Origin of the sequence: Plantactinospora veratri (assembly GCF_036421995.1) — a bacterium.
GTDB classification, from domain to species: domain Bacteria; phylum Actinomycetota; class Actinomycetes; order Mycobacteriales; family Micromonosporaceae; genus Plantactinospora; species Plantactinospora veratri.
On the sequence record NZ_JAZGQL010000030.1, the window covers coordinates 52519 to 77386 of the forward strand.

Sequence of the window (24868 nt, forward strand, 5' to 3'; positions counted from 1 at the left end):
CCCGACCGGCCCGGTCAGGCGATCGGCACCGGCTGGTCGTCGGCGGGCGGCGCCGCGTCGTCGGCCGGCGCCGCTCCGCCGCCGCGCGCCGTCGATCCGGCGGCCCGGGGTTCGGGTACGACCGGAGCGCCGGCCCACGGCACGTCCGGCGAGCGGTGGAAGGTGATTCCGGCCGTGCTCCAGCGCACGCCCTGCCCCGCCAGCCGCAGCCGGAAGTCTGCCCAGTCCCGGGCCTGCGCCGGTGACCAGCCCAGCTCGGCGATGGCCGGCAGCCGGGGGAAGGTCATGAACTCGATGTCGCCGACGGTCCGGATCGTCTCCGTCCAGAGCGGCGCCTCCACCCCGAGCACCGCCTCGGCCGGTACTCCGGTCAGGTAGTCGCCGGGATCCCAGTCGTACGCGTCGCGGACCTCGACCAACCCGGCCCAGTCCTTGCCGAGCGGGGTGGTGGCCGAGTACTTCATGTCGAGGTAGCTGCGGTTTCCGGGGGAGAGCAGCACCCTGGCGCCGTCCCGGACCGCGGCGGTCACCACCGGGTCCTCGGTCGCGGTGCCCCAGTATTGGACCACCCGGCCGGCGCTGTGCTCGGCGACGGCGAGCTGGTGCCAGCCGAGCACCCGCTTGCCGTGCCCGGTGACGATCCGCTGGACCCGGTTCATGAACCGGGTGTAGGCGGCCCGGTCCAGGGTGAACGCCTCGTCGCCGCCGACGTGCAGGTAGCGGCCGGGGGTGAGCGCGGCGACCTCGCCGAGTACGTCGTCGATGAACCGGTAGGTCCGCTCGCTGTCGACGGCGACCGCGCTGAACCCGACGTCGGTGCCGGTGTACTCCGGTGGCGCGACGCCGTCCGGGGCGAGTTCGGCGTACGCGTTCAGCGCCGCGTTGGTGTGTCCGGGCAGGTCGATCTCGGGTACGACGGTGATGTGCCGGGCGGCCGCGTAGGCGACGATCTCGGAGTACTGCTCCTTGCTGTAGTAGCCGCCGGGGCCACCGTCCACCTCGGTGGCTCCGCCGACGCTGGCCAGTCGGGGCCAGGAGTCGACGGCGATCCGCCAGCCCTGGTCGTCGGTGAGGTGCAGGTGCAGGTGGTTGAGCTTGTACCGGGCGAGGTGGTCGACGAAGCGCAGCACGTGCGGTACGGCGAAGAAGTGCCGGGCCACGTCGAGCATCGCGCCCCGGTAGCCGAACCGGGGCTGGTCGTCGATGGTGCCGCCGGGGATCGCCCACGGGCCGGGCTGCCGCCGGGCGGACTCGATCTTCGGCGGCAGCAACTGCCGCAGCGTCTGCACCGCGTAGAAGAGGCCGGCGGCCGTGCGGGCCCGGGCCAGCACGCCGGAGGAGCTGATCTCCAGGTGGTAGCCCTCGGCCGAGCCGGCGCCGCCGGGCCGTGGCTTGCCGGCGCGGCCGGTCGCCCCGTCGTCGCCGGTGAGCAGCAGGGAGATCCCGCCGGGCCCGTCGGCCTGGCCGGCGGTGACCACCGGCAGCGGATAGCCGGTGGGGCGGCGCAGCAGCTCCGCCAGGTGTCGGCCGACCGCGCTCGCCTCGGGGCCGGGCGTGGTCCGGATCGTCGTGCCGGGGGTCAGGATGAACTCCACCCCGGCGGCCGGCTCGACCCGGGCGGGGGCGGGGAGCACGTCGGTGAGCCGGGGCGGGGTGTCGGCAGGGGTGCGGATGGACCGGGACTGGAAGGTGGCAGGTCGCACGGCAGATCTCTCCGGGGGGAGCCGCAGGTGATTTCCGGGCAAATCTCATGAAACGTACGTACGAAATGGCCGCGTGTCAAGGGTTGGTCACCCTGTGGTACGAGTCCGTCCCCCGTACCGGTTGACTAGCTCAACGCCGAGGCGATCCCGGTTTCTTCCGGTGCACCGGGTCGCTGGTCTGGGTCGGGCCCGTGACTGATCTTGCGCATGGGATCGTTCCCACACAACCTCGCGAACACGTACAGCCCTCGCAACTGTGCGGATTGTCACCGAACGGTCCCAGGGTGCCCGTCGGTCCCTTAGCCTTCGCCCACCAGCAGCCGGCGATTCCCGCTGGTACGGGCAACCGTCCCCTGGGTACGTAGAGAGCGGCTAAACCTTCGTTCAGTGTCGAACGGCGCACGTGGGAGGGTCCGTTGACAGCGCAGCAGACGGCGGGACACAAGTACGTTTACGACTTCACCGAGGGCAACAAGGACCTGAAGGACCTGCTCGGTGGCAAGGGCGCGAACCTGGCCGAGATGACCAACCTCGGGCTGCCGGTTCCACCCGGCTTCACCATCAGCACCGAGGCCTGCCAGGCGTACCTGAGCACCGGAACCCAACCCGACGGGCTGGCCGACGAGATCGACGCGCACCTGTCCGCGCTGGAGGAGGGGATGGGCAAGCGGCTGGGTGACCCGGACGATCCGCTGCTGGTCTCGGTCCGCTCCGGTGCCAAGTTCTCCATGCCCGGGATGATGGAGACGGTGCTGAACGTCGGGCTCAACGACGCGAGCGTGACCGGGCTGGCCGCCCAGGCCGGCGGCAACGAGCGGTTCGCCTGGGACTCCTACCGCCGGCTCATCCAGATGTTCGGCAAGACGGTCTGCGACGTACCGGGCGAGGACTTCGAGCACGCCCTCGACGACGCCAAGCGGGCCAAGGGTACCGAGAACGATCTCGACCTCGACGCGGACGACCTGCGGGCGCTGGTCGACGCGTACAAGACGATCTTCCGCAAGCACACCGGCCGGGACTTCCCGCAGGCGCCCCGGGAGCAGCTCCAACTCGCCATCAACGCGGTCTTCGAGTCGTGGAACGCCGAACGGGCCGTGCTCTACCGGCGGCAGGAGCGGATTCCGGCCGACCTCGGCACCGCGGTCAACGTCGTGGCGATGGTCTTCGGCAACCTCGGGCCGGACTCCGGCACCGGAGTGGCGTTCACCCGCGACCCGGCCAGCGGCGCGCAGGGCATCTACGGCGACTACCTGGCCAACGCCCAGGGTGAGGACGTGGTGGCCGGAATCCGGAACACCGTCCCGCTGCAAGACCTCGAAGAGCTGAACAAGCCGGCGTACGACGAACTGCTGGCCATCATGGCCCGGCTGGAGGGGCACTACCGCGACCTCTGCGACATCGAGTTCACCATCGAGCGCGGCAAGCTGTGGATGTTGCAGACCCGGGTCGGCAAGCGCACCGCCGCCGCCGCGTTCGTGATCGCCGCCCAGCTCGTCGACGAGGGCCTGATCGACCTGGACGAGGCGCTGCACCGGGTCAACGGCGCACAGCTCGCCCAGTTGATGTTTCCCCGGTTCAGGCTCGACGCCGACCCGACCTCGCTGGCCCAGGGCATCGGCGCCTCGCCGGGCGCCGCCGTCGGCAAGGTGGTCTTCGAGGGGAGCCGGGCGGTCGAGCTGGCCGACGCCGGCGAGGACGTCATCCTGGTCCGCCGGGAGACCAACCCGGACGACCTGCCCGGCATGATCGCCTCGCGCGGCATCCTCACCTCCCGCGGCGGCAAGACCAGCCACGCCGCCGTGGTCGCCCGGGGCATGGGCAAGACCTGCGTCTGCGGCGCCGACTCGCTCGACGTCGACGTCCGGCAACGGAGGTTCACCGTCAACGGCCAGACGGTCTCCGAGGGGGACGTCGTCTCCGTCGACGGCACCACCGGCAAGGTCTACCTCGGCGAGGTGCCGGTCTGGCCCTCCGAGGTGGTGCGCTACTTCGAGGGCAGCGTGGACGGTGAGACCACGGACGATCCGCTGGTGGCCGCCGTACACCGGATCATGACGCACGCCGACGCCAAGCGGCGGCTGGGCGTCCGGGCGAACGCCGACACCGGCGAGGACGCGGCCCGGGCCCGGCGGTTCGGGGCCGAGGGGATCGGCCTGTGCCGCACCGAGCACATGTTCCTCGGCGACCGCCGCGCGCTGGTCGAGCGGCTGATCCTGGCCCGCAGCGACGACGAGCGGCAGGCCGCGCTGGCCGAACTGCTGCCGTTGCAGCGTGCCGACTTCGGCGAGGTCTTCCGGGCGATGGACGGCCAACCGGTCACCGTCCGGCTGATCGACCCGCCGCTGCACGAGTTCCTCCCCTCGCTGGAGGAGTTGGCCGTGCACGTCGCGGTCGCGCAGGAGCGCGGCGAGGACGCCGCCCGGGACGAGGCCCTGCTCAACGCGGTACGCCGGATGCACGAACAGAACCCGATGCTGGGCCTGCGCGGAGTCCGCCTCGGGCTGGTCATCCCGGGCCTCTTCGCCATGCAGGTGCGGGCGATCGTCGAGGCGGCGGTGGAGTGCGCCAAAGCCGGCGGCAGCCCGAAGCCCGAGATCATGGTCCCGCTGGTCGGCGCGGTCCAGGAGCTGGAGACGGTACGCGCCGAGGCCGAGAAGATCATCGCGGAGGTGACCCGGGAACAGGCCGTCGAGGTGCTGATCGGCACCATGATCGAGGTGCCCCGGGCGGCGCTGACCGCCGGGCAGATCGCCGAGGCCGCCGAGTTCTTCTCCTTCGGCACCAACGACCTGACCCAGATGGGCTGGGGCTTCTCCCGGGACGACGTGGAGGGTGCCTTCTTCTGGCGCTACCTGGAGCTGGGCATCTTCGGGATCTCGCCGTTCGAGTCGATCGACGCCGACGGGGTGGGGCGGCTGGTCCGGATCGCCACCGACGAGGGCCGGGCGGCCCGCCCCGGCCTCAAGCTCGGGGTCTGCGGCGAGCACGGCGGCGACCCCGACTCGGTGCACTTCTTCCACGAGGTGGGGCTGGACTACGTCTCCTGCTCGCCGTTCCGGGTGCCGGTGGCCCGGCTGGAGGCCGGCCGCGCGGTGGTCGAGTCCACCGGCTCCGACAGCCGCTGATCCCGTCCCGTGTGCACTGTCCGGTGCCGGTGGTGACCAACGCCGTTCACCACCGGTACCGGGCCGACGCCCGGCGCCGTGCCGGTCACTGCCGGCCGGGGAAGCGCCGGTCGCCGGAGGAGGACCAGAGGCCGGCCGGAAGGGCGGCCATCGGCGTACGGGTGGCCAGCGGTGCGTCCGGGTCGGTGGCCGGCGGGATCGCCGTCGCCACCGTCGGCTGCCGGACGGCGTCCCAGAGCGCACCGAGTCGCTGGGCGGTCGGGCGGGCCTCGGCGTGCAGCCGGAGCAGGTCGGTCTCCGGCCGGACCACGGTGGTGAGGATCGCGTCCTCGCCGGCCGGGTAGACGACGACCCAGCCCTCCGCGCCCCGGACCACGGCCTCGCACAGCGGTCCGTGCCCGACCAGTTGGGCGAAGCGGCTCCCGATCCCGAGCCCCGCCGCGGAGAGGGCGGCGATGTGGTGCGGGTCGGTGTCGGGCAGGTCACTGGCGACCAGCAGCCCGTCCACGGCAGCGAGTACGGCACCCGATATCTCCGGTACCGCGCGTCGAAGCCGGTGCAGTTCGGCCAGCAGGGCGGCATCAGTGTTCACTGGTGACTTCTCCTTGGCGTTGGTCCGTGCCGCTGGACTTTGCTCGGTGCCGTCGCTTGTCGCCTGTGGCCTCGTTGCCGCTCGACGTCGCCGGATTCCCTCCGGCGGTGCTGCCACGTCGTCCTCCGACGCGGTCCGCGCCGCCCGGGTCGGGCCGGCCGCCCCGGTGGAGCGCCGCCCGCTGCTCGCCGACCGCCGCCGGGGTCGGTGGCCCCCCGCCCGGTAACCATCCGACTCCGGCACGCTACACCGAGCGAGGTCCCGACGCCGTCCCATGACCATCGGCAATCGTCCGGCAACTCTCGGCTGTTTGGCGGTTGCGTACGGAGGGCCAGGTCAACCGCGTGGTGTGTCGGGGGTTCGTTGGCGCGCCCGACTCGGGAACCCGGGCGTAACCTGAGCGACACGCGAACTTCGTTTCCCTCGTGACGGAGGTGTGGCCCATGGGCGTCGTGTGGGAGAACCTGGTGGTCGATGCCGCCGATCCGGCCCGGCTCGCGCGCTGGTGGGCCGAGGCGATCGGCTACCAGATCGTCGCGGAGCTGCCGGACGAGGTGGAGATCCGCCGGACACCCGACACGTTGCCCGGCCTGATCTTCGTGCCGGTGCCGGAGGGCAAGGAGACGAAGAACCGACTGCACATCGACCTGCGCCCGACCGACCAGGAGGCCGAGGTCGAGCGGCTGGTCGACATGGGCGCCCGGCACGTCGACGTCGGGCAGTCGGCGGACGACACCTGGATCGTGCTCGCCGACCCGGAGGGCAACGAGTTCTGCGTACTCGCCCGGCGAAGTTGACGTGGCCGGGGGCGGCCGGGTGAAGATCGGTGGCGTGGTCAGCCAACCTGACGCGGAGCGCCGGGTGGCCGAACCGGCGAAGGACAGCGGCTACGGGCGGAGCCCGTACCAGCGGGACCGGGCCCGGGTGCTGCACTCGGCCGCGTTCCGACGGCTGGCCGCCAAGACCCAGGTGCACACCGCCGGCACCGACGACTTCCTCCGGACCCGGCTCACCCACTCGCTGGAGGTGGCCCAGATCGCCCGCGAGATGGGCGGCCGGCTCGGCTGCGACCCGGACATCGTGGACGTGGCCGGGCTCGCGCACGACCTCGGGCACCCGCCGTTCGGGCACAACGGCGAGGCCGCGCTCGACGTCCTCGCCGCCGACTGCGGCGGCTTCGAGGGCAACGCACAGACGCTGCGGGTGCTGACCCGGCTGGAAGCCAAGGTGTACGGCCCGGACGGCACCTCCGCCGGGCTCAACCTGACCCGGGCCGCCCTCGACGCCACCTGCAAATATCCCTGGCAGCGCCGGCCCGGTCAGCGCAAGTTCGGGGTGTACGCCGACGACGCCGACACCTTCGGCTGGCTGCGCCGGGGCGCCCCGGACGGCGACGTACGCTGCCTTGAGGCGCAGGTGATGGACTGGGCCGACGACGTGGCGTACTCGGTGCACGACGTCGAGGACGGCATCCACGGCGGCTACCTGCGACTCCGGCTGGCACAGTTGCGGGCCGACCCCGACGAGCGGGCCGCGCTCTGCGCCGACGTCGCCGGGCGGTACTCGACGGAGTCGGCTGACGACCTCGCCGAGGTCCTGGCCGGGCTGCTCGCCGACCCGGTGCTCGCCCCGCTCTACGACTACGACGGCAGCCACCGGGCGCTGGCCGCGTTGAAGGCGAGCACCAGCGTGCTGACCGGGCGCTTCGTGGCGGCGGCCGTCGAGGCCACCGAGCGGCGGCACGGTACCGGCCCGCTGCGCCGGTACGCCGCCGAACTGGTCGTCCCCCGACGGATCCGCGCCGAGTGCGCGCTGCTGAAGGGGATGGCGCTGCGTTACGTGATGCGCCGCCCCGGCGCACAGGACTGGTACGAGCACCAGCGGGAGATCCTGGCCGAACTGGTGGCGGCGCTGCTGACCCGGGCACCGGAGGCGCTCGACCCGGTCTTCGCACCACTGTGGAAGGCGGCGCCGGACGACCGCACCCGACTCCGGGTGGTGGTCGACCAGGTCGCCTCGCTCACCGACCCGGCCGCGGTCGCCTGGCACGGGCGGCTGAGTGCGGGTTGAGGAGCGCGGGCCCGGCGGATGCCGGGCGGCGTACTCGGATAAAGCTTCTCCAGATCTCCGTCGGCGGCGTCGGCGCAGGATCGCCGTGAATCATTCATCATCGCTTCGGATCGTGCCGCGGTAGTTTTCGATCAATAATGTTTGTCGAAGGACCTGGGAAATCGTTCCGAGATCAGTTTCGAGGAGTGGAATCGCCGCCTGTAGTGGACCGAGGTGTTGCTACCCGACGCACCTTGCCCGGGGTTGTACGCTCGATGACATACGCGATATCGGCCGGGCCGCAATTGGCGCCGCACCCGATCCACCGCGCCGGTCGAGGGGAGGCCGCATGGCCACGAGCCTGTCCCGCAAATCTCTGTACTGGACCGCCGCCGGCGTGATCGTGGCGTTTGCCGGCGTCATCGCGCCGATCGTCTTCGCCTCGTGCAGTAGCGGCGAGAGGGGAGGCAGCCAGGTGCAGTCGGGTACGGGCAACCAGCAGGCGCAGCACGGCGGTCTGAACGCGGGACGCGACATCGTCATCCAGTCCGACGAGTTCAAACGGAATGTGCACGGCCAGACTCGTGAACAGGCGCTGGCCGCAGCCGAGAAATACCAGAGCGTTGATCCGGATGAGGGGAAACCGGCGCCCTACCTCATCATCGACGCCCCGCGCCATGTCTGGGTCCGCTCCTCGGCGACCGCGACGGGCTACCACATCGGCGCCGTGTTCAACGAGGCCATCGTCTGGGCCGACTGTTCCGGCACCTCCGAGTTCGACCCTGTGCTCACCGACGAGACCGGTGGCTCGTGGCTGCGCATCCGGTGGCACACCGACCAGCCGAATGACCACATCGCGAGTTCCCAGCCCTCCGGCAGGTACGCCGGATGGGTCTACGCGGGACTGACTCTGCCGGCCGGCCACAATGGCAGGATTCCGCAGTGCGGCCGGTTATGACCGGCGAGTCGAGGACGTTCGGGAAATGCTTTCTCGTTGGCTCGGCGAGCGGAGATCGTGGCAGTGTCCGCCCCGTCTTCTCCTTCCCGGCCGGCCGCCGGTCGACGCAGCTCGGCGGGCGTACGTCGGCCGGCGGCCGCGGCGTGCTCACCAGTCCGAGTTGGACCCGTCGACGCCGAGGATGATCTGGTCGAACGAGTTGCCGTCGTTGTCGTCGGTGTAGCAGACGCTGACCTCACCCCACGGCGACGAGGCCAGCGCGACCTGCTCCTGCCGGCCGGTGCTGGTCTGCCCGAGCACCTGGCCGGGGAGCCGGCCGGTCCCGGTACCGTCCGGGTTGAAGCCCCGGGCCGCGACGTCCTGGGCAGCGGTCGCCACCGTCCAGCCGACCACCGCGTTGGCCTGGTCGTCGATGCCGACGCTCGGCGCGACCGCACCGGTGCCGGTGGACGCCTCCACGTCGTCGTGCCGGGCCGCCGCCGCGCTGCTGAACGAGCGCAGCCACACCCCGGCGGTGCCGGTGTGGTCGGACTCCCAGGCCACGGCGAAGTCACCGGTGAAGTTGGCCGCGATCGCGGGACGGCGCTGCTGGCCGCCGCTGGCCGAGTTGGCGATCCGGCGGGCGAGGTTCACCGCGCCGTTCGACCGGGCGAACCGGGCCAGCCCGATGTTGTACGACCCGTTCGCGTCGCCGTCCTCGTCCCAGACCACCAGGGCGTCACCCGAGGCGGAGACCGCCACGTCCGGCCGGTGGTGCTCGCCGGTCGACTGGCCGGCCGGCACCTCGTACGCCCTGGTGGTGTTGTTGGTGTAGCCGGCGACCCGGACGGTCGCCGGCCCGGTGCCCTGGACGTCCTCCCACACCACGCTGAAGGCGACCGCCGTGCTGCTGTTCGGCGCACCGTCGGGGTCCACCGCCACCTTCGGATAGAGCTGCTGGCCGTCGGCCGAGGCGTTGGCCCGGCCCGAGGCGAGCACGCCGCCGGTCGGCGAGACCACCCGGTACGGCACGTTGTAGAAGCCGTTGCCGTCGGGGTCGTCCGCCCAGACGACCACCACGTTGCCCCGGTCGTCGATGCCGACGTCCGGGGTGACGTGCTTCCAGTTCGTCCCGGAGGTGCCGCCGGCAGAGAGTTTCAGCTCGTAGACCGGGGTGCCGTTGTTGAACACCCGCAGGTAGACCTCCGAGTGGACGTCGTCGTCCGGCGCGGTCGCGTCGCGGTCGTCCTCCCAGACCACCGCGACCCGGCCGTTGCGGTTGGCGGCGATCGCCGGTACGTCCTGGTCGCCGGTGGCGGTGCTGTTCGCCGTGATCCAGGTGACCGGCGCGGCGGCGGCGGCCACCTCGGCCGGTGCCGGCACGGCCCGGCCGGTGGGTGCCGGCCCGGCGGTAGCGGTGGGGCTCGGAGTCGCGCTGCCGGTCGGCGTCGGAGTCGCGGTACCGCTGGGGGTCGGGAGCGGGGTGCCGCTGGGGGTCGGGAGCGCGGTGCCGGTGGGGGTCGGGGTGCCCGTCGGCGCGGGGGTCGCGGTGCCGGTCGGGGCGACCGGGCTGGGTGGTGTCGCCGGGGCCGGCGTGGTCGACGTCGCCGGGACGGCCGGCGCCGGCAGGGTCAGCAGGGAGGTGACGAGCAGCGAGACGACGGGGGTCAACGGAGGCACTTCCTCTCAACCGGCCTGGAGGCCGGGGCGGCCCTCGGCGATGACGAACGAACCGACGGTGGAGACCGGGGCACCGTGCTCGGTGACGCTGGCCACCGCCCGGAAGTCGGCCCGGAGCTGGGTACGGCCGATGGTGGTACGCACGTAGCCGCGCCGGTTGGAGAAGAACCTGATGTGCGGGTTCACGCTGCCGTTCGGGATCGCCGTGTCGGCGGAGCCGTTGCCGCCGGACGAGATCGAGGTGCAGACCAGTTCGGTGCCGATCGTCGCCGAACCCGGGTTGGCGTAGTCGGCCTTGAGGTCGTTGGCCCAGGCCTGGTGCACGTCGCCGGTGAGCACCAGCGGGTTGCGTACGCCGCGCTGGGTCCAGCCCTGCTGGATGCGGGACCGGGAGGCGCGGTAGCCGTCCCAGGAGTCCATGTTCGCCGCGCCGGCCGCGTCGAGCTGCCGGGCGAAGAAGACCTGCTGACCCATGATGTCCCAGGTGCCGAGGTGCTGGCCGAGACCGTCGAGCAGCCACGCCTCCTGGGCGGCGCCGGTCAGGGTACGGCCGGGCAGGTCGGCGTCGGCACAGACCTTGCGGCCGTCCCCGCATGCCTGGTCGTCCCGGTACTGCCGGGTGTCGAGCATGTGGAAGGTGGCGAGCTGTCCCCAGCGGATCCGCCGGTACAGCGGGATGCTGTTGCCGGACGGCGCGGAGCTGGGCCGCAGCGGCAGGTTCTCGTAGTAGGCCCGGTAGGCGGCGGTACGCCGGGCGGTCCACTGCGCCGCGGTCAGCGCCGGGGTGTTGTTCTCCCGTACCGTGCCGGCGTAGTTGTTCTCCACCTCGTGGTCGTCCGGTACCAGCAGCCACGGCGCGGCCGCGTGCGCCGCCTGGAGGTCCGGATCGGACTTGTACTGGGCGTACCGGCGGCGGTAGTCGGCGAGCGAGACGATCTCGGCGCCGACGTGCTCACGTACCGAGCCGGTGGTGGTGGCGTCCTCGTAGAGGTAGTCGCCGAGGTGCAGCACCAGCCCCGGGTTCTCCTCGGCCATCCGCCGGTAGGCGGTGTAGTAGCCGGACTCGTAGTGGGCGCAGGAGGCGAAGGCCATCACCAGGTCCCGGCCGAAGTTGCCGGCCGCCGGCGCGGTCCGGGTACGCCCCACCGGGGAGATGTGCCCCTGCGCCCGGAACCGGTAGAAGTAGTCGGCGTCCGGGGCGAGGCCACCGGCGACCACGTGTACGGAGTGCGCGTCGGCGTACCGTGCGGCGACCGAACCGGAGGCGACCAGGGAGCCGAACCGCTCGTCGGCCGAGACCTGCCACTCGACGGCGACGTCCGCGTTGGCCATCCCGCCCTGCCCGTCGGCGTTCAGCGGCGACGGGGCGAGCCGGGTCCAGAGTACGACGCTGTCCGGTGCCGGTTCACCGGAGGCGACGCCCAGCTTGAACGGGTAGGGGGTCGCGGCCACGGCACCGCGCAGCGGCAGCACGGCCGTGCCGACGGCACCGAGTCCACCCAGGACGAAGATGCGGCGATTGATCTTCTGCATGGCCGGTAACCCTGGATCCTGCGAATTAACGGGGCAAGCACCGTCGCGAAACCCCAGATGACACCGGGCTGTCGCATCGAGGCGGGCGGATGCGCGGCACCGGCGCCGCCTTGCGGACCACCGGTCCCCGGGGGCGGCGCGGTCGGCCACGGGGGAGCCATCCGCCGCCGGAGGCCCGGCCGGTCGTCGATCACCGACCTGGTGTCCCGAATCGGGGCCGTAGCGCCGGGCTGTCCGGATTGACCCGGCCCGGGGCGGTCGACCGTGGCCGTGGGCCCGCCCGGATTACCCGATCATGGCCGCACGCCCGCGCCACAGGTGGAACCCTCCTTGATAGGACCGCGTCGTCGACGAGGAGGTGGAGTGGGCATGGATCCCAGGACATTCGTGGTGGACGGCGGCACCAGCGGGCTCGGGATGGAGGTCGCCCGGATCCTCGCCGCCGACCACCGGGTCGTGATCCTCGGCAACGTCCCCGACGAGGTGTCCCGGGCCCGCGACGAACTGGGCTGCGACGGCATCGTCTGCGACATGTCCCGCAGCGATCAGGTCCGGGACGCCCTCGCGGAGACCGTCGCCCGGTACGGCCCGATCGACGGCCTGGCGCACTGCGCGGCGATGTGGGCCGGCGGCAGGCTGGAGGAACTCTCCCCGGAGACGATCCGCCGGGCGATCGAGGTGAACGTGCTGGGTACGGCGTACCTGCTGCACGAGGCGCTGCTGCGGATGCGCGAGCAGGGGTACGGCAACATCGTCTACGTCAGCGCGCTCGCCACCGACGTGCCCCGGCCGGGGATCCCGCTCTACCGGGCGACGAAGAGCTTCGGCACCAGCCTGGTCGAGTCGCTGGCCGAGGCGCAGGGCAGCAACAGCATCAAGGTGATGGAGATCCACCCGGGTCCGATGCACACCCGGCTCCAGGAGCGGGTCGGCGCCGAGTTCCTCGACACGATCTTCGCGCTGCCCGAGCAGGTGGCGACCGAGGTCGTCCGGCTGATGCTGCTCGGCGCGGACGACCTCTACGTCTCCGGGCAGAGGGTGCTCCGCGCCGACGGGCGTTGGTAAGCCGGGGCGATGGTCAGCGCCGGGCCGGCCTCCGCCGAGCCGCCACCCTCGGCGTGGGCGCCGCTGCGGGTGGCGACCTACCGCAGTCTCTGGGTGGCGATGCTGGTCGCCAACATCGGCACCTGGATGCAGACCGTCGGGGCCCAGTGGCTGCTGATCGACGAACGGAACGCCTCCACCCTGGTCTCGCTGGTGCAGACCGCCAGCAGCCTGCCGATCCTGCTGCTCGCGCTGCCGGCCGGCGCCCTGGCCGACACCCTCGACCGGCGGCGGCTGCTGATCGCCGTACAGTTCTTCATCGTCGGGGTGGGGATTGCGTTGACCCTGCTCACCGCGACCGGGCGGATGCCACCGGCACTGCTGCTCACCCTCACCTTCGCCTTCGGGGTCGGGCAGGCGCTCACCCTGCCGGCCTGGGCCGCGATCATCCCGGACCTGGTGCCGCGCAACCTGTTGCAGTCCGCCTCCGGGCTCGGCTCGATCAGTGTGAACGTGGCCCGCTCGGTCGGCCCGGCGGTGGCCGGGGTGCTGATCGCCTGGACCGGCGTACCGCTGGTCTTCGCCCTCAACACCCTGGCCTTCCTCTTCTTCGCCTTCACCCTGCTCCGGTGGCGGGCCGACAACTCCCGTTCGGTCGAGGTGCCGGAGCGGTTCACCGCGGCGCTCCGGGCCGGCGGCCGGTACGTCCGGCACTCGCCGATCGTGCAGCGGCTGCTGCTTCGGGCGCTGCTCTTCCTGGTACCCGGCAGTGCGCTCTGGGCGTTGCTGCCGCTGATCGCCAACCAGCGGCTCGGGCTGGGCGCCGGCGGGTACGGCGTACTGCTGGCCGCGCTCGGCGCCGGTGCCGTGGCCGGCGGGCTGGTGCTGCCCTGGGTCCGGAGCAGGTTCTCGCCGAACCTCTTCCTGCTGGTCGCCGGGCTGACCTACGGGGCGGCGATGCTGGTGGTGGCGCTGGTCCCGGTCGAGGTGGTGGTGCTGGTCGCGCTGGTACCGGCCGGTCTGGCCTGGGTGACAGTGCTCTCCAACGTCAACGCCGAGATCCAGCTCTTCCTCCCCGGCTGGGTACGCGCCCGCGGCCTCGCCGTCTACCAGGTGGTCTTCGCCGGAGGGCAGGCGATCGGCGCGCTCGTCTGGGGCATCGTCGCCGACACGGCGGGGCTGGTCCTCGCGCACGTCGCCGCCGGGCTGCTGATGATCCTCGGCGCGCTCACCGTGAAGATGTGGCCGCTGCCGGACCTGCGCGCCGTGGAACACGACCCGGCGACGCACTGGCCCGACCTCGACCTGGTGCACGAGCCCGACCCGAGCGTCGGGCCGGTGATGGTGGTGCTGACGTACACGGTCCGGGAGGAGCGGCGGGAGGGGTTCGTCGCGGCCATGCAGGAGGTCCGGGCGGCCCGGCAGCGCACCGGCGCGTCGCGCTGGGGCCTGTTCCGGGAGGGCGAGTCGGCCGACCTCTTCGTGGAGGTCTACGAGCTGCCCTCCTGGGACGAGCACCTGCGGCAGCACGGCGGCCGGCTGACCAAGGCCGACCAGGCCGCCGAACTGCGCGCGCTGGAACACGCCGAGGGGCTGCCGCAGGTGAGTCACCTGCTGCCGGCCCAGGCCAACCCGTGACGCCTACCACCTACCCGCTCAGGACTCGACCGGTTCCCGGGGGCCGATCGGCTCGCGGACCAGCGCGCCGTCGACGTAGCAGTACTGCCAGTCCTCGTGCGGTTCGATCGAGCGGATCAGCGGGTGCCCGGTCTGCTCGAAGTGCGCGGTCGCGTGCCGGCCCGGCGACTCGTCGCAGCAGCCGACCGCGCCGCAGGTCAGGCACATCCGCAGGTGCACCCACTCCTCACCGGCGTCGAGGCACTCCCGGCAGGCGTCCCCGTCGGTCTCGGTGATCTGGATCCGGTCCAGGTGGGTGCAGGCCGTGCTCATGGTCTCCTCGCGGACGTAGCGCCAGCGCGACCGGAGGAGCTGGTCCGGGATGACCCGGGCCAGGTAGCGGGACTGCGCCGCGAACATCGGGCTGAGCACCGCGAGGATCAGGACGTAGAGCGCGACGAACGGCCCGATCCGGTCGTCGAGCCCGGCACCGAGTGCCAGGGTGGCCAGGATCAGCGAGAACTCGCCCCGGCCCAGCACGGTCAGCCCGACGTTGGCCGCACCGCGCTGGTTGAACCCGAAGAGCGAACCGGTGATCAGCCCGGAGCCGATGTTCGCCACGATCGTCATCGCGACCGCGATCGCCACCGGTACGGCCACCGAGCCGAACGCACCGATGTCGATGCTCAGCCCGAAGCCGACGAAGAAGACGGCGGCGAAGACGTCCCGCAGCGGCAGGACCAGTCGTTCCACCCGTTCCCGTACGGCGGTCCGGGCGACGACGAGGCCGATCATGAGTGCGCCGATCGCGTCGGAGACGCCGACCTCGGCCGAGAGCCCGGCGACCAGTACCACCAGTCCGACCATCCCGATGGCGAGCAGTTCGTCCTCGCGGTCGCCGATCAGGGCGCCGATCGCCCGGGCGCCCCACTTCGCCACCGCCACCAGCAGCAGCAGGTAGCCGAAGCTCATCCCGATGTGCAGCGCGATGTCGCCCGGCGAGGTGGCACCGGCCAGGATCGGCGAGAGCAGCGCCAGGTAGATGGCGAGGAAGAGGTCCTCGATCACGATGATGCCGAGGATGATCGGGGTCTCGGCGTTGGCCAGCCGGCGCAGCTCGATGAGGAGCTTGGTGGCGATCGCCGAGGAGGAGATGCCGAGCGCTCCGGCGATCACGAACGCCTCGGGGGTGCCCCAGCCGAGGGTGAAGCCGAGCGCGAGCCCGGCCCCGACGTTCAGCCCGATCGAGCAGGCGGCGGCAATGAAGAGTCGTTTCCCGCTGCCGAAGACCTGCCGTACCGGGAACTCGACGCCGAGGTTGAACAGCAGCAGCACCAGGCCGATGGCGGCGAGCAGGGCGAGGTCCTCGGGATGCTCGACCAGTACCGGACCGGGGGTGGCCGGGCCGAGCAGGATGCCGGTCAGCATGAAGAACGGCACGCTGGGCAGGCCGATCCGGCGGCCGGCCCGGGCGAGCAGGCCGGCGACCAGCACGATCGCGCCGAACCCGATCAGATCGGCGTGCATGGGGACTCCAATCGGATGCCGTCGCGCCGGGCGGGAACCCGGTGACGTCAGGCGAAGGGCGGGCGGAGGTCAGGCGAGGGAGGGCGGGCGGAGGAGGGCGGGCCACGGAGGGGCGGGCACGGGGGAGTCGGGCGAAGGGCGGGTGGAGGCGGGCCGGAGCGGGTCAGGCGAAGAAGGTCCCGCCGAGCACGGCGCCGACCTTGCGGGACTGCTCCTCGGAGAGTTCGACCACCGCGGTGGGCTCGTCCGAGCGGGAGGTGAAGACGTAGAGGTCGCGGGTGCCGTCCCGGCGTACCACGATCGAGACGCGGGTGCCGCCGTGCCCGAGATCGATGTCGTACCGCTTGCCGATGCCCGGCAGCTCCTGCACGTGTACGCCCTGGCCCATGACCTTCTCCCCAGACGAATGGCCGCCCCGCAGCCGGCTGGTGGTCGGCGACCGGCCGGTCAGAGGGTGATCCGTGTCGCCAGCCTACGACCCGGCCCGGCGGATCGGCGGCCCCGGGGACACCCCGGAACCCGCAGTTAGGGTAGCCTAAACTAATGGCGGAGAGTTCGAACGGAACCGGGGTCAGGTACGCCAGCGTACTGCGCACGGCGTGGCTCACGCCGCACATGATCCGGGTGGTGCTCGGCGGGGAGGGCCTGGCCGGATTCGCGGCCGACACCTACACCGACCACTACGTGAAGTTGATCTTTCCGCCGGCCGGCGTCGACTACCCGGTGCCACTCGACCTCGACCTGATCAAACGCGAGCTGCCCCGCGACCAGTGGCCCCGGCTGCGCACCTACACCGTGCGGGCCTGGGACGCGGTGGCCCGGGAGCTGACCCTGGACTTCGTCTACCACGGCGACGAGGGGCTGGCCGGTCCGTGGGCCGCGGCGGCCCGCCCCGGCGACCGGGTGATGTTCCGGGGCCCCGGCGGCGGGTACGCCCCGGACCCGCTGGCCGACTGGCACCTGCTGGTCGGCGACGAGAGCGCGCTGCCGGCGATCGGTGCGGCGCTGGAGCGGCTGCCGTACGCCGTCCCGGCCCGGGTCTTCGTCGAGGTCTCCGGGCCGGACGAGGAGCAGGAACTGCGCACCGAGGCTTGCGCCGAGATCGTCTGGGTGCACCGTGCCGGCCGGGTCGTCGGCGAGGCCCTGGTCGAGGCGGTACGCGCGGCCACCTTCCCGCCCGGCGATCTGCACGCCTTCGTGCACGGCGAGGCATACTTCGTCCGCGAGCTGCGCCGGATGCTCCGTGCCGAACTGCGGGTGCCGAAGGAGCGGCTCTCCATCTCCGGCTACTGGCGTCGCGGCGACGACGACGAGAGCTGGCGGTCCGCCAAGCCCGACTGGAACCGGCAGGTCGAGGCCGAGGAGTCGGCGACCGTCGGCTGAACCGCGTCGCACCGCCACCCCTTCGCCGTGCACGTCAGCCCGGCAGGGCAGGATGTAGCCCGGAGGGGGTGAGGCGGTGGCCGGGCGGATCCGCGACGAGGACATCGCGCTGGTACGGGAGCGCACCTCGATCGCCGACATCATCTCCGAGACGGTCACCCTCAAGTCGGCCGGCGGCGGCAATCTCAAGGGACTCTGCCCGTTCCACGACGAGAAGACCCCGTCGTTCACCGTGGCACCTGCCCGAAACGTCTATTTCTGCCACGGCTGTGGGGCCGGCGGGGACGCCATCAAGTTCCTGATGGACGCCGAGCACCTGACCTTCGTCGAGTCCGTCGAACGCCTCGCCGACCGGGCCAACATCCAACTGCGCTACATCGAGGCCGGTCCCGCGCCCGTCCGTCCCCAGCAGGGGCAGAAGCAGCGGCTGGTCGCCGCGCACGCCGCCGCCGCCGAGTTCTACGCCGGCCAGCTCGGCACCGCCGGGGCCCGGGCGGCCCGGGAGTTCCTGGCCCAGCGCGGCTTCGACCGCGCGGCGGCGCAGACGTACGGCTGCGGCTTCGCCCCGGACGCCTGGGACCTGCTCACCAAGCACCTGCGGCAGAAGGGCTTCACCGGCCAGGAACTGGTCACCGCCGGGCTGGCCCGCGAGGCGCGCTCCGGCTCGCTCATCGACCGGTTCCGGCGCCGGCTGCTCTGGCCGATCAAGGACCTGACCGGCGACGTGATCGGCTTCGGTGCCCGCAAGCTCTTCTCCGACGACGACGGGCCCAAATACCTGAACACCCCCGAGACGCCGATCTACAAGAAGTCGCACGTGCTCTACGGCATCTCGCAGGCGAAGCGGGAGATCGCCCGGCAGGGGCGGGCGGTGATCGTCGAGGGGTACACCGACGTGATGGCGTGCCACCTGGCCGGCGTACCGACGGCGGTGGCGACCTGCGGCACGGCGTTCGGCGCGGACCACATCTCGGTGCTCCGCCGGCTGCTGATGGACACCGACGCGGTGGCCGGCGAGATCATCTTCACCTTCGACGGCGACGCCGCCGGGCAGAAGGCGGCGCTGCGGGCCTTCGAGGACGACCAGCGGTTCGTCGGGCGTACCTTCATCGCGGTCAGCCCGGACAACATGGACCCCTGCGAGCTGCGGCTGGCAAAGGGCGACCTGGCGGTGCGGGACCTGGTCGCCCGCCGCGAGCCGCTGGTCGACTTCGCGCTGCGCCAGGTGCTCGGCCGGTACGACCTGGACACCGTCGACGGCCGGGTCGAGGCGATGCGCCGGGCGGCGCCGCTGGTGGCCAAGCTCAAGGACCGGGAGAAGCGTCCGGAGTACGTCCGCAAGCTCGCCGGTGACCTCGGCATGGAGATCGAGCCGGTGCAGCGGGCGGTGCTCGCCGCCGCCGCGCAGGGGGCCGGGCAGTCCCGTCGGGGCAACGGCGCCGGACCGACCCCGCCGCAGCGGGCGGCACCGGTGGTGGACAACCCGCAGTCGCTGGTGGAGCGGGAGGCGCTCAAGCTCGCCCTCCAGGTGCCGGTGCTGGCCGGCCCGATGTTCGACGCGCTCGCGCCGGAGGTCTACCTGCACCCCGTACACCGGGTGGTGCGGGCCGCGATCGAGGCGGCCGGCGGCGCGACGGCGGCGACCACCGGCGCGGTCTGGATCGAGCGGGTCCGCGACGCCTGCGGCGACCTGGCCGCCGCGGCGCTGGTCGGCGAGTTGGCCGTGGAGCCGCTGCGGCTGGACACCGACCCCGATCCCCGGTACGTCTCGATCACCCTGGCCCGGCTGGAGTGGGGCTCGGTGACCAGCCGGATCCGGGACCTGAAGTCGAAGGTGCAGCGGGTCAACCCGACGGCCAACAAGGACGAGTACTTCGCGCTCTTCGGTGAGCTGCTCTCCCTGGAGCAGCACGCGCGAGCCCTGCGCGAGCAGGCGATGGGGGGTCTGTAGCCGATGGAGGCGTTCAACCTGTTCCGCCGTGGCCGGAAGCTGCCGGCCGACCAGCGTCCGGCGCTGGAGTCCGGCGAGCGGGTGCTCGACTGGGCCCGGGTGGGCGACGGCGAGGAGATCGTGGTGGTCACCGACCGTGGGCTCTGGCTGCCGGGGGACGCCGCGAGGCTGGGCTGGCACGACGTGCACAAGGCGGTCTGGTCGGGTCGGGACCTGGCGGTCACCCCGGCCGAGCCGGTGGTGCAGCGGGACGACTACCGGGTGGTGGCCGACGGGCCGGTCCGGACCTACCTGCTTCTCGATCCGGGTGACGTACCGCACCAGGTGCGGGCCCGGGTGACCCGCTCGGTGGCGTACACGGCGCATCACCGGTTGCCCGACGGCGGCCTGCGGATCGCGGCCCGGCAGGTGCGGGGGGTCGACGGCCTGACCTGGACGGTCCGCTACGACCCCGGTACGCCGGTCGAGGACCCGGCCGTGGTGGCCGAGACCGACCGGCTGGTGACGGCGGCCCGGTCCGGCACCGACCCTGACCTCTGAGTTCACCGGCCCCGGAAACTCGGTGGGGCGTGTCGGACCTGGCGGTTATGGTCGAGCCCGTGGCTAAGGACGGGATTCTCATCCAGGCGCGAGGGCTGGTCAAGCGGTTCGGGGACTTCACCGCTGTCGATGGGATCGACGTCGACGTGCGGGCGGGGGAGGCGTTCGGGTTCCTCGGCCCCAACGGTGCCGGCAAGAGCTCGACCATGCGGATGGTCGGCTGTGTCTCGCCGCCGACCGGTGGCGAGTTGCGGATCATGGGGATGGATCCCCGGCGGGACGGGCCGGCGATCCGGGCCCGGCTCGGCGTCTGCCCGCAGTTGGACAACCTCGACCCGGAGCTGACCGTCCGGGAGAACCTGACCACCTACGCGCGCTACTTCGGCATCCCGCGCCGGGTGGCCCGGGAGCGCGCCGCCGAGCTGCTCGACTTCGTGCAGCTCGCCGAGCGGGCGGGCAGCAAGGTGGAACCGCTCTCCGGGGGTATGAAGCGCCGGTTGACCATCGCCCGCGCGCTGGTCAACGAGCCCGACATCGTGCTGCTCGACGAGCCGACCACCGGGCTGGACCCGCAGGCCCGGCACCTGGTCTGGGAGCGGCTGTTCCGGCTCAAGCAGCAGGGGGTCACGCTGGTGTTGACCACCCACTACATGGACGAGGCGGAGCAGCTCTGCGACCGGCTGGTGGTGATGGACGGCGGCCGGATCGTCGCCGAGGGCTCGCCGCGCGCGCTGATCGACCGCTACGCGACCCGGGAGGTGGTCGAGCTGCGCTTCGCCGGTGAGAGCCAGGAGGCCTTCGCGGGCAAGCTGGACGGGCTCGCCGAGCGGGTCGAGGTGCTGCCGGACCGGATCCTGCTCTACGTCACCGACGGCGACGCCGCGGTGGCCGAGGTGCACGCCCGGGCGCTGACCCCGGCCAGCGTGCTGGTCCGGCGCAGCAGCCTGGAGGACGTCTTCCTGCATCTGACCGGCCGGACGTTGGTGGACTGAGATGGCGCTCCTGGAGGCCACGGCGGCCACCCGCCCCCGGGCCGGACTGGTCGGGCGGTTCCCCGCGCTGGCGGTGCTCGAATACAACCTCGTCGCCTACCGCCGCACCTGGCGGGCCGGTGTCTTCTCGTCGTTCCTGCTGCCCCTGCTCACCATGGTCGGCTTCGGGGTGGGCGTCGGGGCGTACGTCGAGGCGCCGGTGGCCGGGGTGCCCTACCTCGACTTCCTGGTGCCGGGGTTGATCGCCTCGACCGCGCTCCAGGTGGCGATCGGCGAGTCGACCTGGCCGGTGCTCGGCAACTTCGAGTGGATCAAGATCTACTTCGCCCAGGCGGCGACGCCGCTGCGGGTGGCCGACATCCTCGGCGGGCAGCTCGGCTTCGTGCTGTTCCGGGTGCTCACCAGCGGCCTCGCCTTCCTGCTCGTGGCGGCGGCCTTCGGCGCGCTGCACTCGCCGTGGGCGCTGGCGACCCTGCCACTGGTGGCGCTGATCGGGGCGGCGGTGGCGGCACCGGTCTTCGCCTACAGCTCATCGGTACGCAGCGACAGCTATCTGGCGCTGCTGTTCCGGTTCGCGGTGATCCCGATGACCCTCTTCGCCGGGGTCTTCTTCCCGGTCGAGTCGCTGCCAGTGGTGCTGCGCTGGCTGGCGTACGCGTCGCCGCTCTGGCACGGCGTGGACCTGTGCCGGGCCGCCACCCTCGGCGTCGCGCCCGCCTGGTCGGTCCCCGGACACCTGCTCTACCTCGCGGCCTGGGTCGCCATCGGCTGGTGGCTGGCGCACTCGGCGTTCCGCCGCCGGCTGGTGGTCTGAGCCGTCGCCGGCCGGCCCGCCCCGTTCCCGCCTGTTCCGATACGAAGAGAGGCTTCCGTGGTCAGCATCGTCCTGCCTCGGCTGATCAGTTTCGAGGGCGCACCCCGCCGCGCGGCCTCGGTGGCCGAGCGCAACGTCGCGGCGCTGAAGTCCGCGTACTGGGTGGTGCTGATCTCGGGCTTCTTCGAGCCGTTGCTCTATCTGCTCTCCATCGGCGTCGGGGTGGGTGCGCTGGTCGGCGACCTGACGCTGCCGAGCGGCACCGTGGTGTCGTACGCCGCGTTCGTGGCACCGGCGATGCTGGCCGCCTCGGCGATGAGCGGGGCGCTGGCGGAAACGACGTTCAATTTCTTCGGCAAGATGAAGTACATGAAGCTGTACGACGGGATCCTCGCCACCCCGGTGCAGCCGTTCGAGATCGCCCTCGGCGAGCTGGGCTGGGCGATGCTCCGGGGCAGCCTCTATTCGGCGGCGTTCCTGGCCGTGATGGTGGGGCTGGACCTGACCAGCGGGATCCGCGCGTTGGTCGCCTTTCCGGCCGCCGTACTGGTCGGCTTCGCGTTCGGCGCGCTGGGCATGGCGCTCTCCACCTTCATGCGCAGTTGGCAGGACTTCGACCTGATGGGCTCGGCCCAGTTCGCGCTCTTCCTCTTCTCCGGGACGTTCGTGCCGGCCGAGGCGTACCCGGCGGTGCTGCGCTGGGTGGTCGAGGTGACGCCGCTCTACCGCGCGGTGCACCTGGTCCGGGGCATCACCGTGCAGGGCGGCGGTTGGGGCGAACTCGGCGACGTCCTCTACCTGGTCGGCGTGACCGCGCTCGGGCTGGTGGTCGCGGGACGCCGGATGGGCCGGCTGCTCTGCAAGTGAACCCGCGTGCCCGGACGTCCCCGGGCGGGGTCTACCGCACCGGCTACACCCGTTGGACCGGAGCCGGCTATCCAAGCCGACTACCGTGAGTAGCTGACTGGTAGCCCGATTCTGGCGGTGGTCGCACCGTCCCGGGTGGCGCCGTTCGAGGGAGAGCGGGATGGCCGAGGAGCGACGGGCCGGCAGACCGAGCCGGCTGCCCCGAAGTGCCTGGGGCGCGGTGCTGCGGCGGACCCTGCGCGAGGCGCAGGAGGACAACGTCACGGACTGGGCGGCGGCGCTGACCTACTACGGGGTGCTGTCGCTCTTTCCGGCCCTGCTGGTGCTGGTGGCGGTGCTGGGCCTGCTCGGCGACGCGGCGGTGCGCGGTGTGCAGGACGTGATCCGGGACGTGGTGCCGGCGGCGTCCGCCCGGGACATCCTGCTGACCGCGATCACCCAGGTCCAGGGGAGTGCCGGGACGGCCGGCCTGGTCGCGGTGCTCGGCATCCTCGGCGCGTTCTGGACGGCGTCCGGCTACATCGGTGCCTTCAGTCGGGCCGCCAACGCGATCTACGACGTGCCGGAGGGGCGTCCGCTCGCCCGGACCCTGCTGCTCCGGATCGGCCTGACCGCCCTGATCGGGCTGCTGGTGCTGATCAGCCTGGTGCTGCTGGTGTTCAGTGGGCGGCTCTCGGCGCAGGTGGGTCGGCGGCTGGGTGTCGGCGAGGCCGGAGTGACGGCCTGGGACATCGGCAAGTGGCCGGTACTGGTCCTGCTGGTCAGTCTGATCTTCGCGGTGCTCTACTGGGCGGCACCCAACGCCCGGCAGCGCTTCCGGTGGATCAGCCCCGGTGGCGTCTTCGCCGTCGTGGCCTGGGCGGTCGTCTCCGCCGGCTTCGCGCTCTACGTGAGCTACTTCGCCTCGTACAACCGGACCTACGGCTCGCTGGCCGGGGTGATCGTCTTCCTCGTCTGGCTCTGGCTCTCCAACGTCGCGATCCTGCTCGGTGCCGAGCTGAGCGCGGAGTTGGAACGGGAGCGGACGATCCGGTCGGGCGGTTCGGCGGAGCGGGAGCCGTACGTCTCGCTGCGGGACGACCGCAAGCTCCGGAAGCGGCGGGGTCGCGGTGAGTGACCCCGCGCTTTCCTTGATCAACAACTAACTTTCGTCCGTTAGGACAAAAGTTAGCGTCATCTTGGATGAAGCTCTAGACACCGCCTCCGGAAGCCTCCTACTGTGTCGAACACAACGCGCTGGCGTTGCGTCGACGTGAACGTGAGCCTGACGGAGGTGAGTCCCTGTGCGCACCCCGGAAGCGCTGCATCTGCGGCTGCTGCGGCTGTTGCGCGACGAGGGGGCGGTGTCCAGGGCCGAACTCGCCGACCGGTTGCAGATTCCTCGGCCGCGCCTGCTCGCCGAGCTGGAGCGGCTGGTCAGCCTCGGCTACGTGGCGGAGGCCGGACTCGCCGCCTCCCGGGGCGGTCGCCGCTCCACGCTGGTCGAACTCAGCCCCGACCTGCGGTTCGCCGCCGTCGACCTGGGCGCCAGCTCGATCGACGTCGAGGTGGTCAACGGCAGGCTCGAACCCGTCGCCGCGTACGCCGAGACCACCGACATCCGCTCCGGCCCCAAGGTGATCCTGCAACGGGTGCACGAACTCCTGCACAAGGCCAGGGTCGACGGGGCGTACGAGCGGCTGCACGCCGTAGGCATCGGCGTACCGGGGCCGGTGAGCTTCCGGGACGGCGTACCGGTCTCGCCGCCGATCATGCCCGGCTGGGACCGGTTCCCCGTCCGGGAGCTGCTGACCCGCGAGCACGGCTGCCCGGCGGTGGTGGACAACGACGTCAACATCATGGCCATCGGCGAGCGGCACGGCGGAGTGGCGCACTCGGTCGACGACTTCCTGTTCGTCAAGATCGGCACCGGCATCGGCTGCGGCATCTACCTCTCCGGCGAGGTCTACCGGGGCACCGACGGCTGTGCCGGCGACATCGGGCACATCCAGGTCGACTCGCACGGCCCGATGTGCTCGTGCGGCAACGTCGGCTGCCTGGAGGCGCTGTTCAGCGGGGCCGCGCTGGCCAAGGAGGCCACCGTGGCGGCCCGCAGCGGCACCTCACCGGCGCTGGCCGAGCGACTCGCCGCCACCGGTACGGTCACCGCGCTCGACGTCGCCGAGGGCGCCATCGAGGGGGACGTGACCTGCATCCGGCTGATCCGCGACGGTGGGCGGCGGGTCGGCGGCGTACTCGCCGGCCTGGTCAGCTTCGCCAACCCGTCGATGATCGTCATCGGCGGCGGGCTGGCCCAGCTCGGCCACATCCTGCTGGCGGAGATCCGCAGCGTGGTCTACCGACGCTCGCTGCCGCTGGCCACCGGCAACCTGCCGGTGGTGCTCTCCGAACTCGGTTCCCGGGCCGGGGTCACCGGCGCGGCCGTGCTCGCCACCGACGTCGCGTTCGCGGAGGCGTCATGACCGGCCGGAGCGCAAGCCCCTGCCGGCCCGCTCGGTCGGGTCGTGGCGGCGA

Annotated in this window: 20 protein-coding genes; 14 read left to right on the top strand and 6 right to left on the bottom strand. The window is 72.0% G+C overall.

All coding sequences use genetic code 11. The annotated features are described in order from the left end of the window. Nucleotides 1-14: 14 nt before the first annotated feature. Nucleotides 15-1703, bottom strand: a complete 1689-nt coding sequence (locus V1634_RS29525) for a beta-N-acetylhexosaminidase (protein WP_331211001.1) — start codon at nucleotides 1701-1703, stop codon at nucleotides 15-17. Between the two features lie 416 nt (nucleotides 1704-2119). Between V1634_RS29525 and ppdK the strand changes: the two genes are divergently transcribed. Further along, nucleotides 2120-4828 (top strand): pyruvate, phosphate dikinase, encoded by a 2709-nt coding sequence (ppdK, locus tag V1634_RS29530; RefSeq protein ID WP_331211002.1) that lies wholly within the window; start codon nucleotides 2120-2122, stop codon nucleotides 4826-4828. Nucleotides 4829-4913: 85 nt separating this feature from the next. Here the strand turns inward: ppdK and V1634_RS29535 are convergent, their stop codons facing one another. Continuing rightward, nucleotides 4914-5420 carry a roadblock/LC7 domain-containing protein gene (locus V1634_RS29535; RefSeq protein WP_331211003.1) on the bottom strand — a complete coding sequence of 169 codons (507 nt, stop codon included), beginning with the start codon at nucleotides 5418-5420 and terminating at the stop codon, nucleotides 4914-4916. 443 nt (nucleotides 5421-5863) lie between these two features. Between V1634_RS29535 and V1634_RS29540 the strand changes: the two genes are divergently transcribed. The 3 genes from V1634_RS29540 to V1634_RS29550 all read left to right on the top strand — a co-directional run bounded on the left by V1634_RS29540 (nucleotide 5864) and on the right by V1634_RS29550 (nucleotide 8427). Then, nucleotides 5864-6217, top strand: coding sequence for a VOC family protein (locus tag V1634_RS29540; RefSeq protein WP_331211004.1), 354 nt, complete (start codon nucleotides 5864-5866; stop codon nucleotides 6215-6217). 34 nt (nucleotides 6218-6251) lie between these two features. Then, nucleotides 6252-7490 (top strand): deoxyguanosinetriphosphate triphosphohydrolase, encoded by a 1239-nt coding sequence (locus V1634_RS29545; protein WP_331211005.1) that lies wholly within the window; start codon nucleotides 6252-6254, stop codon nucleotides 7488-7490. A 328-nt stretch (nucleotides 7491-7818) separates the two neighbouring features. Continuing rightward, nucleotides 7819-8427, top strand: coding sequence for a hypothetical protein (locus tag V1634_RS29550; protein ID WP_331211006.1), 609 nt, complete (start codon nucleotides 7819-7821; stop codon nucleotides 8425-8427). A gap of 147 nt (nucleotides 8428-8574) precedes the next feature. Here the strand turns inward: V1634_RS29550 and V1634_RS29555 are convergent, their stop codons facing one another. Further along, nucleotides 8575-10077: a hypothetical protein gene (locus tag V1634_RS29555; RefSeq protein WP_331211007.1), complete on the bottom strand. Its 1503-nt coding sequence runs from the start codon at nucleotides 10075-10077 to the stop codon at nucleotides 8575-8577. 15 nt (nucleotides 10078-10092) lie between these two features. Beyond that, nucleotides 10093-11619, bottom strand: a complete 1527-nt coding sequence (locus tag V1634_RS29560) for an alkaline phosphatase D family protein (protein WP_331211008.1) — start codon at nucleotides 11617-11619, stop codon at nucleotides 10093-10095. 369 nt (nucleotides 11620-11988) lie between these two features. Here V1634_RS29560 and V1634_RS29565 point away from each other — a divergent pair, with 369 nt between their 5' ends. Both V1634_RS29565 and V1634_RS29570 read left to right on the top strand, forming a co-directional pair. After that, a complete protein-coding gene (locus V1634_RS29565) occupies nucleotides 11989-12684 on the top strand; it encodes an SDR family NAD(P)-dependent oxidoreductase (RefSeq protein WP_331211009.1) in 696 nt (231 codons plus the stop codon). Nucleotides 12685-12693: 9 nt separating this feature from the next. Continuing rightward, nucleotides 12694-14301 (top strand): MFS transporter, encoded by a 1608-nt coding sequence (locus V1634_RS29570; RefSeq protein ID WP_331211011.1) that lies wholly within the window; start codon nucleotides 12694-12696, stop codon nucleotides 14299-14301. 18 nt (nucleotides 14302-14319) lie between these two features. On the opposite strand, the gene V1634_RS29575 is transcribed toward V1634_RS29570, so the two are convergent. Together V1634_RS29575 and V1634_RS29580 are read right to left on the bottom strand one after the other, a co-directional pair. Beyond that, nucleotides 14320-15807 carry a cation:proton antiporter domain-containing protein gene (locus V1634_RS29575; RefSeq protein ID WP_331211012.1) on the bottom strand — a complete coding sequence of 496 codons (1488 nt, stop codon included), beginning with the start codon at nucleotides 15805-15807 and terminating at the stop codon, nucleotides 14320-14322. A 163-nt stretch (nucleotides 15808-15970) separates the two neighbouring features. Then, the gene (locus V1634_RS29580; RefSeq protein WP_331211013.1) at nucleotides 15971-16195 is read right to left on the bottom strand and encodes a potassium transporter TrkA; all 225 of its coding nucleotides are present in this window, start codon (nucleotides 16193-16195) and stop codon (nucleotides 15971-15973) included. Nucleotides 16196-16350: 155 nt separating this feature from the next. On the opposite strand from V1634_RS29580, the gene V1634_RS29585 reads away from it, so the two are divergent. The 8 genes from V1634_RS29585 to V1634_RS29620 all read left to right on the top strand — a co-directional run bounded on the left by V1634_RS29585 (nucleotide 16351) and on the right by V1634_RS29620 (nucleotide 24816). Continuing rightward, nucleotides 16351-17190 (top strand): siderophore-interacting protein, encoded by an 840-nt coding sequence (locus V1634_RS29585; RefSeq protein WP_331211014.1) that lies wholly within the window; start codon nucleotides 16351-16353, stop codon nucleotides 17188-17190. 76 nt (nucleotides 17191-17266) lie between these two features. After that, a complete protein-coding gene (gene dnaG, locus V1634_RS29590; protein ID WP_331211015.1) occupies nucleotides 17267-19141 on the top strand; it encodes a DNA primase in 1875 nt (624 codons plus the stop codon). Between the two features lie 3 nt (nucleotides 19142-19144). Continuing rightward, entirely contained in the window at nucleotides 19145-19681 is a 537-nt protein-coding gene (locus tag V1634_RS29595; protein ID WP_331211016.1) for a hypothetical protein, read from the top strand. Nucleotides 19682-19740: 59 nt separating this feature from the next. Beyond that, nucleotides 19741-20673 (top strand): ABC transporter ATP-binding protein, encoded by a 933-nt coding sequence (locus V1634_RS29600; protein WP_331211017.1) that lies wholly within the window; start codon nucleotides 19741-19743, stop codon nucleotides 20671-20673. Nucleotides 20674-20683: 10 nt separating this feature from the next. Continuing rightward, the gene (locus V1634_RS29605; protein WP_407951870.1) at nucleotides 20684-21487 is read left to right on the top strand and encodes an ABC transporter permease; all 804 of its coding nucleotides are present in this window, start codon (nucleotides 20684-20686) and stop codon (nucleotides 21485-21487) included. 57 nt (nucleotides 21488-21544) lie between these two features. Then, nucleotides 21545-22354, top strand: coding sequence for an ABC transporter permease (locus V1634_RS29610; protein ID WP_331211019.1), 810 nt, complete (start codon nucleotides 21545-21547; stop codon nucleotides 22352-22354). 160 nt (nucleotides 22355-22514) lie between these two features. Beyond that, nucleotides 22515-23471 carry a YihY/virulence factor BrkB family protein gene (locus tag V1634_RS29615; RefSeq protein ID WP_331211020.1) on the top strand — a complete coding sequence of 319 codons (957 nt, stop codon included), beginning with the start codon at nucleotides 22515-22517 and terminating at the stop codon, nucleotides 23469-23471. A gap of 166 nt (nucleotides 23472-23637) precedes the next feature. Beyond that, the gene (locus V1634_RS29620; RefSeq protein WP_331211021.1) at nucleotides 23638-24816 is read left to right on the top strand and encodes an ROK family transcriptional regulator; all 1179 of its coding nucleotides are present in this window, start codon (nucleotides 23638-23640) and stop codon (nucleotides 24814-24816) included. The last annotated feature ends 52 nt before the right edge of the window (nucleotides 24817-24868 follow it).

Bases quoted from the DNA above. Each gene is read 5' to 3' on its own strand.
- V1634_RS29540 (WP_331211004.1), top strand. From the start codon at position 5,864: ATGGGCGTCGTGTGGGAGAACCTGGTGGTCGATGCCGCCGATCCGGCC.
- V1634_RS29550 (WP_331211006.1), top strand. From the start codon at position 7,819: ATGGCCACGAGCCTGTCCCGCAAATCTCTGTACTGGACCGCCGCCGGC.
- V1634_RS29560 (WP_331211008.1), bottom strand. From the start codon at position 11,619: ATGCAGAAGATCAATCGCCGCATCTTCGTCCTGGGTGGACTCGGTGCC.
- V1634_RS29565 (WP_331211009.1), top strand. From the start codon at position 11,989: ATGGATCCCAGGACATTCGTGGTGGACGGCGGCACCAGCGGGCTCGGG.
- V1634_RS29570 (WP_331211011.1), top strand. From the start codon at position 12,694: ATGGTCAGCGCCGGGCCGGCCTCCGCCGAGCCGCCACCCTCGGCGTGG.
- V1634_RS29575 (WP_331211012.1), bottom strand. From the start codon at position 15,807: ATGCACGCCGATCTGATCGGGTTCGGCGCGATCGTGCTGGTCGCCGGC.
- V1634_RS29580 (WP_331211013.1), bottom strand. From the start codon at position 16,195: ATGGGCCAGGGCGTACACGTGCAGGAGCTGCCGGGCATCGGCAAGCGG.
- V1634_RS29585 (WP_331211014.1), top strand. From the start codon at position 16,351: ATGGCGGAGAGTTCGAACGGAACCGGGGTCAGGTACGCCAGCGTACTG.
- V1634_RS29595 (WP_331211016.1), top strand. From the start codon at position 19,145: ATGGAGGCGTTCAACCTGTTCCGCCGTGGCCGGAAGCTGCCGGCCGAC.
- V1634_RS29615 (WP_331211020.1), top strand. From the start codon at position 22,515: ATGGCCGAGGAGCGACGGGCCGGCAGACCGAGCCGGCTGCCCCGAAGT.